The organism is Gluconobacter sp. DsW_058, assembly GCF_002153615.1.
In the GTDB taxonomy this organism is placed as follows: Bacteria; Pseudomonadota; Alphaproteobacteria; order Acetobacterales; family Acetobacteraceae; genus Gluconobacter; species Gluconobacter cerinus.
On record NZ_JOPH01000002.1, the window covers coordinates 65,993 to 81,001 of the forward strand.

A 15,009-nucleotide genomic window follows, 5' to 3' on the forward strand; every position below is an offset into this window, starting at 1 on the left:
GTCCGGAACGTCAAGAGAACGCTTCCGGATGGAACAGAACGACTGACTTTTGGCAACAGATCAGGCGCGGTGCGTGCGACGCGTCGTGGTGCTTTTGGTTGTGCCATGGCGCGGGCGACGGTCAACCGTGGCAGGTGCTGCACAGCTCTCATAGGACGCAGGCTGGGCAACATCTTTGGCTTCGGCGTAATGAGCCAGGTCGGAACCTGTTTCGAGTGCATCAATCTCATCGAACATGGCTGTGCGCTGTTCACAGAAGACCGTGCCGGACTTCAGGCCGCCAAGAGACTGCACATCAGCTAGCTGCGTGATGTAATCATCGTGAGCCGCCTGAGCGCGGCGGCCGTATGTGGTGCGGAAATAGCCATCAAGGCGCTTTTCCGCGTCCAGAAGGGACGGCCGGAACTTGGCAACGAACGCGTTGTAGCGATCCTGCGACTTGCAGGAGAGAGCCGTTACCATCAGTTCGGACTTCAGGCCCGCGACGTCAAAAGCTTCATGAGCCGGGGAGTTGCCGCACTCAGCTGCGAAAGCTGGCGTGGCATGAGCGGCAAACAGTGTTGTGCACGCCAGGCCAGCACCAGCCAGACGGACGAAGGAACGACGGAAAAACGAAGGCATCGACAAACTCCACAAGGCCGGGACTGATGGCCGGAAACAGACAGACAGCATAATCCGGGCTTGCGGCCCGCGGAAAGATGAATCCGCATGTGAGAAACGTGCGGCAAGCTCTTTACCTGCAACATAATTTCGTGGCGGAAAATGGGCGTTCGCGTTCTCAATTGTAATTTATCGCGCCGACCGCAGAAAAAGCCCTGAAAGTGCGCTTAAGGGAGACGGACAGGCTTTCACCCTGCCTCGTCCTGTTCTACATGCGAACGTCTATCTTGTCGCGGGAAGCGCGGCATTAAGTCTGTCACGAGCGTTGGAGTTGACCGTGCGCCTGCGAGGTTCCGTCATTACCCTGGGATCGGCCTTTGCCTTTTCCCTGCTTCTTTCCGGCTGCGCACAGCAGGCGATCGTTCAACGCTCTGTGACGCCGAACCCCTTCGGCTACCAGAAGGTTTCTGCAGTCTGCCACGTCTCGCCGGTCACAACCGCCGCTGATGGCACGATGAATGTGGACATGACCGTTCGCAGTGACGATGGCCTCTGCGCGATCTCCGTGCAGAAATCCTTCGGCAGCAGCTATTCCTCCTTCGGTGTGAATCCTGCGCCGTCACACGGCAAGGCTTTCCTCTACAACTACGATGGCCACACCTACGTGAACTATACCCCTGCAACGGCCTATGCTGGTGCAGACACGTTCACGGCGGAGCTGATCCCAGGTGGTGGCAAGAAGCGCGAACACCTGGTTGTACACATCACTGTGGACGCGACCGGCGTTGTTGTTGCCAAGCCTGCTGTTACGGCACCGACGCCGAAGGCTGCTACAACCACTACGAAAAAGAAGGCAGCTACGCGTCAGACGACACGTCGCAAGCACTGAAGCTCTTCAGCTTCGTGACGAAAAAGGCGGGGATTATCCCCGCTTTTTTTGTATCGTTTTACCGGATCAGACATGAAAAAAGCCGGCACCCAGTCAAGGGCGCCGGCTTTCAAGGCTGTTTGAAACGTAAGGCTAAACCTTACTTGAAATCGATTTCAACGCGGCGGTTCTGAGGCTCACGAGCATTTAGGCCTGTCGGGACGAGGGGGTGAGCCTCGCCAAAGCCCTGCGTGGAAATGAGGCCAGCCGCCACACCGTCACGGATCAGCTCAGCCTTCACACTTTCGGCGCGACGGTTGGAGAGGCCGAGATTGTAAGCCTGACCGCGTGCCCCTGGCTGGGCAGCGGACGTGTCCGTATATCCGCTGACTTCAATATGCGTGACCTGGGTCGAAGTGGAGTTCTTGGCAGCTTCAGCCACCACAGACTTCGCACGTTCGCTCAGAGCAGCCGAATCCCAGTCAAAGAAAACCAGATACGTGCGTGTCGGGGCTGGCGCGGGCGCAGCGATCACTGCTGGAGCCGGTGGTGCAGGCGGCGGAGCCGGGTTGAACTCGTAACGCAGGCCTAGGAGCAGCGAGTGATTGAAGTTCGTGCGGGTATCGCGGTTGCCCGTGGAAGAGCCATAAGCCTGCTTCTGATCCCAGCCGCCGTAAACGCCTGTCGCCGTAGCGTGATGACCGTTAGGCCCAAGCAGGGAGTAGAAACGGTATTCTGTCGTGGCAGAGAGACCAACCACCCAGGGAACAGGGAAGGACAGACCGAAGATGCCCTGATAGGCGAAGTTTCCTGCCGTACCCGTGACGTGCTGGTCGAATGCACCGCTAGGCGCATGAACATAGGTGTTCATGGACTGCCAGCCGTAGCCTACGCCTGCGCCGAAATACGGATAAACCCAGGACTGGCCGATATCCATGTCGAACAGGGCATTTGCCATCACGCCGTAGCTCTGCTGGCGACCACCAACAGACGACGGGAATAGGCTGCTCTTGAACTGCTGGAGACGATTGTTGCGGTAATTTCCCTCAACCTCGACCCGGAACCCGTTTCCGAGGCCCCAGCCAACGCTGCCGAGTCCCGTGACGCCTGCCTGATAATGGTCACGGCCGCTCGGGAAGACAGGAGAAAGACGGACTGTCTGATCCTGGTTGAAGCTCGCGCCGCCAGACCCGGAAACGTACAGTCCCCTGACCGGCTGCGCCTCTGCGGCCCCCATGACCAGCATCGAAACGCCTGCAGTGAGCCCGGCCCGGGCAAGCCAGGTCCTGAAAACGGATCGCTGCATCATGTCATTTCTCTCCAACCAACCCAATTTGAAAGTCTTCTTGCCGAAACTACAGGCGATGGCAACGCGCCGAACCCTTTAATGGGTGATGCGAAAGTTTCACAATGGGCATGTTCGTCGCCCAGTGTGTCCTCCCTCCCACAGTTCAGTGCATCACGTCCAGATCTGCGCGACGCGAACCGAGTGTTCGTTCCAGCGGCGTGGCCACATTCCGAACTTCCAGTTCAATGACCCAGAGGTCCGGATCATAACGACGCTGGCGTTCCAGATAGTCTTCCAGTCCTGCAGCGCCTTCAACGTCTGCCCGAATCCAGTCCGGACCATTTTCACGGAGGAGGGCAACATTGTCGTCGCGGTCCCTGAGAACGATCAGAACGGCTCCAGCATCCTCATCACCCTTTTTCAGAACCATGGCGGACGTGCCGTCGGAAGAAATCCGTCGCATCACGGCGCGCACCCAGAGACCTGTTTTTAAACGTGCACCCATGAAAGTTCCGTCCATATCCTGAAAAGTTAGTGCAGAGGTGCGGTATTTTCGTCAGGGACAGCTTCAAGCGCTGCCTTGTAGGCCGAAGCAGAAGACAGCATGAATCTTGCCGTGTCCATGTCTGCGTCTGTCCCGATCGCTGCCGGGCAATGACGTCGGATGTCCAGAATTCGGGCGACAGGAACAGGGTAGCGCGCTGCCCGAGCCATCTGAACGGCGCCTGCCTGCGGGGCGTTTCCGTTTTTCAGAGCGTCAAGCTGCGCATGCAGGTCATCGCTCCCCCGGGAGGTGCAAACCTGAGGCATGACGCCCAGACCTTGAATGGGCCAGCCCAGCGGGGCCTGATTGCGGCTCCATGTCACGAACAGTTCGCCGCCATTGGGCATCTGGCCAATCACCTGCACAAGACCCTTGCCCAAGGTCTCGCTGCCAATGACGACGGCGCGGCGATGATCGGCCAAGGCTGCGGCAAGAATTTCTGCTGCACTTGCTGTGCGACCATCCACGAGAATGACAATCGGCGCTCCACTTGTCATGTCGCCGCCTTGAACGGCCCAGATGTGATTGGCCTGAGGATCGCGGCCATGCGTCGTGACTGCTACGCCATGATCGAGAAACAGGGCGGCAGCCGTAACAGCCTGTTGAAGAACGCCGCCACGGTCCCCGCGCAGATCAATGATGATCCCGGCAGGGCGCTTCGCTTTGCCTGCTGCCTGCGTGGCACCAGGGCCATCGGGTGTGTCATCTTCCACCACCTGATCGAGATACTGGCTGATTTCCTCAGCCGTCTGGGTCGAAAAGGAAGTGATCCTCAGAAGCGTGTAGGCATCCACCGTAGATGCAAAAACAGTCTCGGGCGGGACCTGCACTCTCATCAGCTTCAAGGTCGCCGGACGTTTCCCCTTGGAGGCCAGGGCCAGAGATACGGCTGTGCGCTCATCGCCGTCCAGCCAGCTCTGGACTGTATCAGGAGACTGTCCGTGCGTAGATTTTCCATTCACCGAGACCAGACGCTGTCCCATGTCCACCCCAGCCTCCCAGGCCGGTCCATTGGCATTAACAGCCGTCACAACAATCGAATGACCTTTTTGTCCCAGTGTCAGGCCTACAGTGCCGCTTTGGCCCGTCCGGCGTGTTCGGTCCGCAACCGCCGGGGTCGGTCCCAGATACCGTGAATACGGGTCCATGTGGTTGAACAGTTCATCAAAGAACCCCTGAAGCAGGGCATCATCACCCGCCTCCCGGATCGTGGATGAGTGGGACCAGGCAGCGTCCATGGCTGCAGTTACAAGATCGGCCCATCCGGTTCGGCTGGTATCAGCGGGGAGGGGATGCTTGAAGAAAGCCTTCTGCCCCCGCGTGATTGTCACGGTTTCAGGAATATGCTGACCGTCACGATCCTCAGCAGGGTTCGTTGTCACAATAATCGTGGGATCGATCGCCGTTAGCCCGTCCAGTCCCCAGATACAGAATTCCCTTGCGGAATGGGCATCAAGGGTGCGCGGCGCCAGAAACCCAAGGGCGGCGACAAGAACGTCTCTGGTCATTCCACCAGCAAAGGCCGGAGCGGCTTCAGGGGATGTAGGTGTGCTGCTTGATGGCGTGGCCTGCGTCTGGGCAAGAGCAGGCTGGACACTGCCTCCCAGCGCCAATGTGAGAAGGCTGAGGATAAGAACCGGGCGGCACGCCGTCTCGCGAATATGCGACAGAAACAGGATCATGGGACGTGCGGCATGGCGCAAAGAGGGGTCCTTGAGGAGAGGCGGAAAGAAGGAAGTGGTTACCCCATCCATCTTTTGACCACGCCACAAACTTCGGCCCCGGTAAAGACACACCAATGACATTGTTGGAAGGAGTGCAACCAGGTCACACCCCCTCCAGAGTAACGCTTCAGGCCTCCGAGGAAGAGTCTGCTGCCGTTTTCCGCTTTTTCGTTGCGGATCCGGCTGTTTTCCGCGCCGTCGAAGTTTTTGTTGTGGCGCGGGTCGTCTTTTTCTTTGGAGCTTCTTCGCCAGAAGTTGCATCCACATCCGAAGTTTTTTTGCTTTTTGCCGTTTTGGCTGGAGCCTTCTTCGCAGTGGTCTTCTTGGCTGCACCCTTAAGAGGTTTGCCCTTCTCAGCCAGGAGCGCCACCGCAGCATCGAGCGTGATGTCGTTCATGTCCTGATCTTTGGGCAGATTGGCAATCAACTGGCCATGCTGCGCATAGGGACCAAAACGACCCTTGCGGATCATGACCGGCTCACCGTCCTTGGGATGTGCTCCCAGGTTACGGATGGAGGCGAGCTTCTTCGCCAAGCTGTCGACTGCCCGGTTCAGCCCAACCGTCAGGACGTCATCGTCCTTGTCCAGCGTGCCGTAGATCGCACCCATCTTCACATAGGGCCCAAACCGTCCAAGGCCGGCTTCGATCTTTTCCCCTGTTTCCGGATGCATCCCAACCAGCCGGGGCAGGGACAGAAGTCCGAGAGCCTGCTCCATGGTCATGGTGTTGCCGTCCAGCCCCTTGGGGATGGTTGTACGTTTGGGCTTGGCCTTCTTGTCTTCCGGGTTGGGTTCCCCCTGCTGGACATACAGTCCATAGGGCCCACGACGAATGGTGATGTCCTCACTGGTGTCCGGATGCTGGCCTAGAACCTTGATGCCGTCCTTGAGGCCCTCATCCGCACCGTCATCAGCGACCAGACGTCGCGTAAATTGGCAGGTCGGATAGTTGGAGCAGCCGATGAAGGCGCCAAACTTGCCAAGACGCAGCCCCAGACGGCCTGTTCCGCAGGATGTGCAGACCCGTGGATCAGTACCGTCGTCCTTGGGCGGGAAGAAGTGATCGCCCAGATCTTCATCCAGAGCGTCAATGACGTCCGAGATTTTCAGATCTTTTGTCTGATCTACGGCTGCCGAAAAGTCATGCCAGAAGGCTGCCATGACATCGTGCCAGTCAGCCCGGCCACCGGAAATGTCATCCAACTGTTCTTCGAGAGACGCCGTGAAGCCGGTATCGACATAACGCTCGAAAAAGGACGTCAGAAACGCTGTGACCAGTCGTCCGCGGTCCTCCGGCAGGAAGCGCTTGGCTTCCAGTCGAACGTAGTTACGGTCCCGCAGAACGCCCAGAACAGAGGCATAGGTGGAAGGACGACCAATGCCGATCTCTTCCATTTTCTTGACCAGAGACGCTTCGGAATAGCGCGGCGGCGGCTGGGTGAAGTGCTGCTCAGCGTCAACAGCCGTCGTCGCGACGCGGTCCCCTTCCTTCATGGCAGGAAGCAGCTTGCCGTCGTCGTCTTCCGCCTTCGAATCGTCCTTGCCTTCGATGTAAAGCTTCAGGAAGCCATCGAAGGCAATCGTCGAACCCGTTGCCCGAAGCAGTGTTTGTCCGCTGGCATCCGCCAGGGTGACTGCAACCTGATCAAGCTCGGCAGATTGCATCTGTGACGCAACCGCGCGCTTCCAGACCAGTTCATACAGCCGCCGCTGTTCAGGAGACAGCGCATGAGCGACCTGTTGAGGTGTGCGGAACACATCCGTAGGGCGCACGGCTTCATGCGCTTCCTGCGCGTTTTTGGCTTTGGTCGAATAGGCGCGCGGATAATCCGGTACGTACTCGTCTCCAAACGCCTTGCCGATATGCCCGCGAATCGCACCGATTGCCTCTTTGGCCATCGTGACGCCATCGGTTCGCATGTAGGTGATCAGACCGATCGTCTCACCACCAAGATCCACGCCCTCATAAAGCTGCTGGGCCGTGCGCATCGTTGTCTGCGCGCTCATGCCAAGCTTGCGGGAGGCTTCCTGCTGAAGCGTAGAGGTCGTGAATGGCGGCGGTGGGTTGCGCTTCGTCCGTTTGCGCTCGACAGAGCGAACGGTGAACTGACCGGCCTGTACGATGTCACGAGCCTCAAAGGCCAGCTGCTCATTATTGAGATCGAACTGGTCGAGTTTGTCACCACGCAGATGGGTAAGGCGCGCCTGAAAAGCTGCTTTCGCCGGAGTATTGAACCCACCAGTAACGGTCCAGTATTCCTTCGGTTTGAAAACCTCGATCTCGGCTTCACGCTCACAAATGAGGCGGAGCGCTACGGACTGCACGCGGCCGGCACTCTTGCTGCCCGGCAGCTTGCGCCAAAGCACTGGCGACAGCGTAAAGCCCACCAGATAGTCCAGCGCACGACGGGCCAGATAAGCGTCAATCAGGGGCTGATCCAGCTCACGTGGGCCAGCCATCGCAGCAGTGACGGCAGATTTCGTAATTTCGTTGAAGGTGACGCGATGAACGTCGATTCCCTTCAGGAGCTTCTTTTCTTCAAGGACACTGCGCACATGCCACGAGATTGCTTCACCTTCGCGATCCGGGTCAGTGGCCAGATAGAGGTTCTTTGCTCCCTTGAGAGCCTTGGCAATGGCCGCAATCTGTTTGGCGCCCCGGTCGTCCGTCTGCCAGCTCATGGCAAAGTTCTCGTCCGGGCGTACGCTCCCGTCCTTGGGCGGCAGATCCCGCACATGGCCGAAGGAAGCAAGAACGGTAAACCCGCTTCCCAGATACTTGTTGATCGTCTTGGCCTTTGATGGGCTCTCGACTACCACAACGTCTGTCATTGCCACTCCGGTCTTCCGCGTCACTTCCTGTTCGGCTGTAACGCCACGCGCCCGCCGGGCACGAACTCCACGACACCCCCAAGCTCAAGCTCGGTCAGTGTCGACAGTACTGCCGAAACGGAGAACTGGCAGCGGCGCATCACCTCGTCAACTGTTACCGGTGTCATGGAGAGAAGCGGAAGCACCTCAGACAGCACAAGATCGGGGTCTTCCCAGTGATCCTCCGTACTCACATTCCATGCTGTGTAAGGTTCTGAAAAGCCTTGCAAAATACCAGGTTGGTGCGCCTGCTTTACCCATGGAGGTGAAAGGGGAGCCGGGAGCTCGGAAGGGAGGCAAGAAAGAATATCCTGCACATTTTCCGTGAGCGTCGCTCCGCGCCTTAAAAGCTCATTGCCGCCGCGAGACCGGGGATCGAGTGGCGAGCCGGGAACGGCATAGACTTCTCTGTCATATGAGATCGCCAGACTGGCCGTAATCAGCGTTCCGGAATGCAGTGCGGCTTCCACAACAACGCATCCGAGAGAGATCCCGGCAATCAGCCGATTGCGGCGAGGAAAGTGCCGCGCCTGGGGAACGGTCCCCAATGGCGCCTCTGTCACCAGGCACCCGCGCTCGGCAATACTGGCCTGCAACTTTGCATTTTCTGGCGGGTACACGTGATCCAGCCCTCCAGCGACAGCCGCCGCCGTCAGGCCGGGATAAAGGGCTGCCTCATGAGCAGCCGAATCGATCCCACGGGCCAGACCTGAAACAACACAGATTTTCGAGTCTGCAAGCTCAGCAGAGAGGCTCTCGGCCATGCGAATGCCCGCAGCAGAAGCATTGCGTGCTCCCACAATGCCGACAGAGCGCAGAGAGAGTTTAGCTGGATCTCCCTGAACAAAAAGCACAGGTGGAGCGTCTTTGATGAAGGACAGCATCAGGGGATAATTGGCGTCCCCCCGGATCAAAACGTTTCCACCCATTCTCCGGAGGGTTTCAACTTCATCGGCCATTTGGTTAGCCGATGGAATAAGCGGCAGATCCAGACGGCCAGCCTGACGCATCCGTTCAGGAAGTGCGGAAAGAGCCGCAGTCGGGCCGCCATATTGGCAGAGTAGTCTGGAAAAATTGATCGGACCCACGCCCGGCGTGCGAGCAAGACGCATCGCGTCGAGTCGCTCTTGATCAGACAACCGGAACGGTGGAGCAGAAAACGTCGTCATGTTTTCGCTCCTATCCGAATTTCATTAACGGTTGCTTAAAATCAGGATGATTTTGTCTTGGCGTTCACCCGAGGTTCGTTGCCCGTCAGCAGACGGACTATATTGCTATAGTGTCGTACCCAAATCAGGAGGGCGATGAGAAAAGTCGCGACAGGAATGGGAGAACTGGCACCCCGGCCCAGCACGACAGCCATCAAAATCGGCGCAACAAGGAATGCTGAAAGCGCTCCGGCCGACGAAATCCGGCTTATCCGCGCTACGGCGAGCCAGACCACGCAGCACGCCACACCAACAGGCCAGCACAAAACCCAGATTGTCCCGAGTCCCGTGGCAACGCCCTTGCCGCCCCTGAATCCCAGCCAAACGGGGAAACAGTGACCGACCACCACCGAGACTGCCGCTACGGCCATGGCGAGTGACGGCGGGCCACCACCGAACCGAAGCGCCAGAAAGACTGCCAGCGCCCCTTTGAGAGCATCCAGAAGAAGGGTGGCGGCGGCCAAGCCCTTGCGACCGGTCCGAAGGACATTGGTGGCGCCGATATTGCCGGAACCAATCTGGCGAATGTCTCCGCCGCCGCCGAGAGCCGTTAAAATCAGCCCGAACGGGATGCTCCCGATAACATACGCGACTGTGGCGACAAGCAGCAGGTTGGGATGTGACAGCGTCATGCCAAGCCCTCAGCCATGAAGACCTCGCGGCCTCGTCGGAAGGTCCGCAGGACCCGTCCTGTCAGCTTCTGACCATCAAATGGCGTATTTTGGGCCCGGCCCGGCAGTTCGCCAGCCGTCACTTCCCAGACGGCGTCAGGATCGAACATGCAGAGATCGGCATCCTGACCAATTGCCAGTGTTCCAGCCGAAATCCCCAGAAGAGCAGCAGGAGCACAGGTGACAAGACGCAGAGCATCCATCAGAGGCAGCCCTGCGCCCAGTGTCACACCCAGAAGCGTGACAAGACCTGTCCCACCTGCACGCGCCTGCGCGAATGGAAGACGTTTGTCGTCCGCATCAGCCGGGGCGTGATCAGATGCCACGGCATCAATCGTGCCATCGGCAAGAGCCGCACAAACCGCTGCCCTGTCTGATTCCGCACGGAGCGGTGGGGAGAACTTCGCGTAGGTACGGAAGTCCCCAATGTCTTCTTCCGTCATGGCGAAATAAGGGGGCGCTGTGTCACATGTTACTTTGACGCCACGTGTTTTGGCTGTTCGGATCAGATCCAGCCCTTCGGCCGTAGAGACGTGCGCGAAATGCAGTCTCGCCCCAGTCATCTCCGCCAAACGAAGATCGCGGGCAATCATGATCGCCTCAGCCGCGGCCGGAACCTGCGGTAGACCTAGCCGGACCGCCAGCGCACTTGCCGTCGCGCAGGCGCCTTTGGCGAGCGAAGGCTCTTCTGGATGCTGCACAACCAGCGCGTCAAGGAAGCGGGAATAGGACAGCAGATTGCGCATCTGCTTGGCGTCTGTGATGGCGCGCGTGCCATCGGTGAACGCCACGGCGCCTGCGTCCTGCAACAGGCCCAGCTCCGCCATGTCGCCACCCTCACAGCCGCGCGTCAGCGCGCCATAAGGGTGAATAGAGACCATACCCGTCTCTTCGCCGCGCACCTTCAGAAGATGCACCAGAGCCGGATTATCGATTGCCGGAGACGTGTTGGGCAGAACGGCCATGGTGGTAATCCCACCCGCTACGGCAGCCCGCGCACCTGACTTGACGCTTTCACGATACTCAAAACCCGGTTCACCCAAGGCAACACGCATATCCACAAGCCCAGGGCACAGAACTGCACCCTGACCATCAATCACGCGCGCGCCTTCTGGCGTCTCGGGGCTGTCGATAGCGGCGATGCGGCCGTCTTCAACCGTCAGGCGTCCGATGCCATCTCGGCCAGATGCTGGATCGACCAGACGGACATTTTCAAAAACAGTAATCGTCATGAGGGCATCCGTGCGCGTGACAGGCGATCAAGAACGGCCATACGCACCGCCACACCCATTTCTACCTGTTCGGCAATCACGCTCTGGTCTGAATCCGCAACATCGGACGCAATCTCGACGCCACGGTTCATGGGGCCGGGATGCATGACCAGCGCGCCCGGGTTAGCCAGTGCCAGACGACGGCTATCCAGACCGAAAAAGCGGAAATATTCGCGCGAGCTTGGTACGAGACCAGCGCCCATGCGCTCTTTCTGAAGCCGCAGGGACATGACGACGTCTGCGCCCTTCAGGGCCTCGTCCATGTCCGAATACAGCGTGACGTTCCCAAGCTCTGCCATGGCGGACGGTAGAAGCGTTGGCGGTCCAACCAGGCGGATCGTATTTCCCATTGCGGTCAGAAGGTGAATATTGGATCGCGCGACCCGGCTGTGACCTACATCTCCGCAGATCGCAATGGTCAGACCTTCCAGCCGCCCGAAATGACGGCGAATGGTCAGAGCATCCAATAAAGCCTGAGTTGGATGTTCATGCGTGCCATCGCCAGCATTCACCACGCTGGCTTCGACCTTCTGCGACAGCAGGGCAGGCGCACCGGACTGGCCATGACGCACGACCAGAAGATCGCAGCGCATGGCATTCAGCGTGGATGCCGTATCCAGCAGCGTCTCGCCCTTGTTCACCGAGCTGGTCGCGACCGTCATGTTGATGACGTCTGCGCCAAGGCGTTTGCCTGCCAGTTCGAAACTGGTGCGGGTACGGGTACTGTCCTCAAAGAACAGATTGATGACTGTCCGGCCCCGCAACGCATCCCGTGGTGCGGAACGGGAACGGCTCAGGAGTGCATAGCTCTCCGCCAGATCGAGGAACGGAGCAATTTGCCCCGCTGTTAGCCCCTCGATTCCCAGCAGATGCCGGGGGACGGATGGCCGCTCAGGCACTGAGCACACTCGCAATGCGGGCCAGAGCCTCGTCACGGCCGAGAGCGGCCAGCGTCAGGTCGATGCCCGGAGACGTGGTGGATCCGGTCATGGCAGCACGTAGCGGCTGGGCAACGGAGCCGAGCTTTAGTTCGTTCTTCTCGGCATAGGCGCGGAGGGCACCGTCGATGGCTTCCGCTGTGAAATCCGGCAGGGCTGCCAGATCATGCCCGACGCCTTCAAGAACCTTGCGACCGTTCTCGTCCAGCAGTTTCTCAGCCTTGGGCGTGAAGGTCAGCGGAAGTGTGAAGCCTGCGAAGGCTGCGTTATCCGTCAGTTCGACCAGCGTCTTGGCGCGTTCTTTGAGGCCGGACATCATGGCCAGAATACGGGCACGCGTGCGGTCATCAGCAACAACGCCTTCACGGCCTTGCAGACGCTCCAGAACGTCGTTTGTGAGACGCTCATCGTCAGCTTGACGCATCCAGACACCATTGAGGTGTGCCAGTTTTACGTAATCCATACGGGACGGGGAACGCCCGACGCCATCCAGATCGAACAGCTTGATCTGCTCTTCACGGGACAGAACCTCAGCATCACCATGGCCCCAGCCCAGACGGAGCAGGTAGTTGCACAGGGCTTCCGGCAGATACCCTTCCTCGCGGAAATCTACGACGGACTGCGCGCCGTGACGCTTGGACAGCTTGGCGCCATCCGGTCCATGAATGAGCGGCAGGTGAGCGAAGTGCGGCAGATCCCAGCCCATTGCGCGGTAGATCATGGCCTGACGGAAGGTGTTCGTCAGATGGTCATCACCGCGCATGACATGGGTGATCTCCATGTCATGGTCATCACAGACCACGGCGTGCAGGTAGGTCGGCGTACCGTCGGAGCGCAGGATGATCAGGTCGTCCATTTCCACGTTCGCAACGCGGACTTCGCCCTGTACCAAATCCTTGATGACGGTCTCGCCCTCACGTGGTGCTTTCAGGCGAATCACATAAGGCGCACCTTCCGGCGCTTCGGACGGATCACGGTCACGCCAGGTGCCGTCGTAACGGGGCGGACGCTTCTCGGCCATGGCCTTCTCGCGCATGGCAGTCAGTTCTTCTGGCGTGCAATAGCACTTGTAGGCTTCGCCTTTGGCCAGAAGCTCAAGAGCGACTTCCGTATGGCGGTCCTGACGGGCTGACTGGAAAACGGGCTCGGCATCGGCCGTAATTCCCATCCAGGCAAGGCCGTCAAAGATGACGTCCACGGCACGTTGTGTGGAACGTTCCTTGTCAGTGTCCTCAATCCGCAACAGGAATTCGCCACCGTGATGGCGTGCGAAGAGGAAATTGAACAGAGCAGCCCTGGCATTACCAACATGCAGCAGGCCCGTAGGGGAGGGTGCAAAGCGCGTACGGATGGTCATGCGGCTCTCATATCATGGTCATGCGGCACGGGCCATCCGCATCGTTCGACCATAAAGTGTGTCACTCTTTTGCAATGTGTTGCCTTTAAGTGTCACAAGGCCGTTACATGAAGAAAAACCCGGTTTTTCAAGCGTGTGTGATTTCCTGCACCAACGATGCGTTCCCTATCCTGTCTTCAGTATTTCCACTGGGGGTGATCATGGACAGGCGAGATTTCAACGCCATGCTGACGGGGGTCGGGCTGACTCTGGGGAGTGGCCGCATCCGGAAGGCCGCTGCGTCTTCCGCACGGGTTGAGACCTTCATGCTCCGCTCCAATGGATGGGTGCCCAATAACCAGCATCTACCCGTCATTCTCTATCGGAATGTGCTCGAGAGCGGCGTGGGCCGTGAAGATGTCTATGAACACCTGTTCGGTCAGAACGGGTGGCCTGCGCGGTGGCGGAACGGGGTTTATTCCTTCCATCACTATCACAGTCTGGGCCATGAGGTTCTGGGGTTCTCTAACGGTTCCGCCAGATTGATTCTTGGTGGCCCTGAAGGGCGGGAAGTCGAAGTTCGCGGTGGCGATGTTGCACTGCTCCCGGCAGGAACCGGGCACTGTAACGTCGGTTCCACAGACGATTTCACAGTCATCGGGGCTTATCCGCCGAGCCAGTCTTTCGACATTCTGCGGAGCGCGCCATCTGCGGAGCAACTGGCTCGGATCAATGCGCTGCCTTTCCCTTCGATCGACCCCGTCCAGGGTAAGGGCGGTTCTCTGTCCCGAGAATGGCACCCTTCATGAAGAATTTTCCTCTCCGCAGACGCCCTTTCCTTGCCGCTGTTGCCGGACTGGCTGCCGTTGGCAGCGCAGCAATGGCCGAATCGAAGCGTGAACTCCCAAGAATCGGTATTATTGGTTCCGGGCAGGTTGGCAGAACGCTGGCAGCCCTGTGGGTACAGGCGGGTTACTGTGTCATGCTTTCCGCCCGTAATATTGCGGACGCCCAAGCTCTGGCGCAGACGCTCGGGCCACTGGCGTCTGCCGGCACGCCCCTTCAGGCTGCTGCTTTCGGCAAAGTCGTGGTGCTTGCCGTGCCGTATGGCGCGATACCTGCTCTCGGGCGCGATCTGAACCGGACATTGACCGACAAGGTCATAATTGACCCGGCCAATCCCTATGTGGGCCGCGACGGATGGATTGCTGATGTTGCTCTCAGAGATGGCGCAGGCATCACCACGCAGCGATATTTTCCCTCTGCGCATGTCGTACGGGTTTTCAATTCCATCGACATGACCAGCCTGCGTGCCGAAGCACATCGGCCAGACCCACGTCTCGCCGTACCAATCGCGGGCGATGACACGGCGGCGGTGCTCAAGGTCAAGGATCTGGTTGAGGCCGCCGGTTTCGACCCTGTCGTGACGGGGGGGCTCGTCAGCGCTCGGCTCTTCCAGCCAGGAAGCGCGGGTTTCGAGCTGGAACGGGACGCTGCGGGTCTCAGAAGCGCGCTGCACCTTCATAACTGACGGGCACCGGAATTACGGCAGAGCGTGATGGACTAAAATCCGTTACGCTCTGCCCGTGACCCGTCCGATATCTCCTGCCGATACTCTGTTGCTTGATGAGTTTGACACCTCTCCTGACGCGCCAGCCAGTGGTGGCTTCCGCCCGTCGCTGATTGAGA

The 15,009-nt window shown here is 59.0% G+C and carries 13 protein-coding genes; 3 read left to right on the plus strand and 10 right to left on the minus strand.

Annotation, left to right across the window (positions count from 1 at the left end; genetic code table 11):
- Positions 1-60: 60 nt before the first annotated feature.
- Positions 61-621, minus strand: a complete 561-nt coding sequence (locus tag HK24_RS02020; protein WP_249203008.1) for a hypothetical protein — start codon at positions 619-621, stop codon at positions 61-63.
- Positions 622-937: 316 nt separating this feature from the next.
- On the opposite strand from HK24_RS02020, the gene HK24_RS02025 reads away from it, so the two are divergent.
- Positions 938-1,489 carry a hypothetical protein gene (locus tag HK24_RS02025; RefSeq protein WP_233125953.1) on the plus strand — a complete coding sequence of 184 codons (552 nt, stop codon included), beginning with the start codon at positions 938-940 and terminating at the stop codon, positions 1,487-1,489.
- Between the two features lie 139 nt (positions 1,490-1,628).
- Here HK24_RS02025 and HK24_RS02030 read toward each other — a convergent pair whose 3' ends face one another.
- From HK24_RS02030 to gltX, 9 genes are all read right to left on the minus strand, one after another.
- Positions 1,629-2,777, minus strand: a complete 1,149-nt coding sequence (locus HK24_RS02030; RefSeq protein WP_086633107.1) for an OmpA family protein — start codon at positions 2,775-2,777, stop codon at positions 1,629-1,631.
- A gap of 142 nt (positions 2,778-2,919) precedes the next feature.
- On the minus strand, positions 2,920-3,261 hold the full coding sequence (locus tag HK24_RS02035) for a DUF1491 family protein (RefSeq protein WP_086633151.1): 342 nt from the start codon (positions 3,259-3,261) through the stop codon (positions 2,920-2,922).
- A 26-nt stretch (positions 3,262-3,287) separates the two neighbouring features.
- The gene (locus HK24_RS02040; RefSeq protein ID WP_233125954.1) at positions 3,288-5,003 is read right to left on the minus strand and encodes a S41 family peptidase; all 1,716 of its coding nucleotides are present in this window, start codon (positions 5,001-5,003) and stop codon (positions 3,288-3,290) included.
- A 148-nt stretch (positions 5,004-5,151) separates the two neighbouring features.
- Entirely contained in the window at positions 5,152-7,857 is a 2,706-nt protein-coding gene (topA, locus tag HK24_RS02045) for a type I DNA topoisomerase (protein WP_086633109.1), read from the minus strand.
- Positions 7,858-7,877: 20 nt separating this feature from the next.
- Complete coding sequence (gene dprA, locus HK24_RS02050) at positions 7,878-9,065, minus strand: DNA-processing protein DprA (RefSeq protein WP_086633110.1); 1,188 nt, start codon at positions 9,063-9,065, stop codon at positions 7,878-7,880.
- 41 nt (positions 9,066-9,106) lie between these two features.
- Entirely contained in the window at positions 9,107-9,736 is a 630-nt protein-coding gene (gene plsY, locus HK24_RS02055; protein WP_086633111.1) for a glycerol-3-phosphate 1-O-acyltransferase PlsY, read from the minus strand.
- Positions 9,733-11,007 (minus strand): dihydroorotase family protein, encoded by a 1,275-nt coding sequence (locus HK24_RS02060; RefSeq protein ID WP_086633112.1) that lies wholly within the window; start codon positions 11,005-11,007, stop codon positions 9,733-9,735. The genes plsY and HK24_RS02060 overlap by 4 nt, the downstream gene beginning before the upstream one ends.
- Positions 11,004-11,945 carry an aspartate carbamoyltransferase catalytic subunit gene (locus HK24_RS02065; protein ID WP_046900251.1) on the minus strand — a complete coding sequence of 314 codons (942 nt, stop codon included), beginning with the start codon at positions 11,943-11,945 and terminating at the stop codon, positions 11,004-11,006. The genes HK24_RS02060 and HK24_RS02065 overlap by 4 nt, the downstream gene beginning before the upstream one ends.
- On the minus strand, positions 11,938-13,341 hold the full coding sequence (gene gltX / locus HK24_RS02070; protein ID WP_086633113.1) for a glutamate--tRNA ligase: 1,404 nt from the start codon (positions 13,339-13,341) through the stop codon (positions 11,938-11,940). Before gltX ends, HK24_RS02065 begins: the two co-directional genes overlap by 8 nt.
- A gap of 200 nt (positions 13,342-13,541) precedes the next feature.
- Here gltX and HK24_RS02075 point away from each other — a divergent pair, with 200 nt between their 5' ends.
- Positions 13,542-14,129, plus strand: a complete 588-nt coding sequence (locus HK24_RS02075) for a cupin (protein ID WP_086633153.1) — start codon at positions 13,542-13,544, stop codon at positions 14,127-14,129.
- Positions 14,126-14,851: an NADPH-dependent F420 reductase gene (locus HK24_RS02080; protein ID WP_086633152.1), complete on the plus strand. Its 726-nt coding sequence runs from the start codon at positions 14,126-14,128 to the stop codon at positions 14,849-14,851. The genes HK24_RS02075 and HK24_RS02080 overlap by 4 nt, the downstream gene beginning before the upstream one ends.
- The last annotated feature ends 158 nt before the right edge of the window (positions 14,852-15,009 follow it).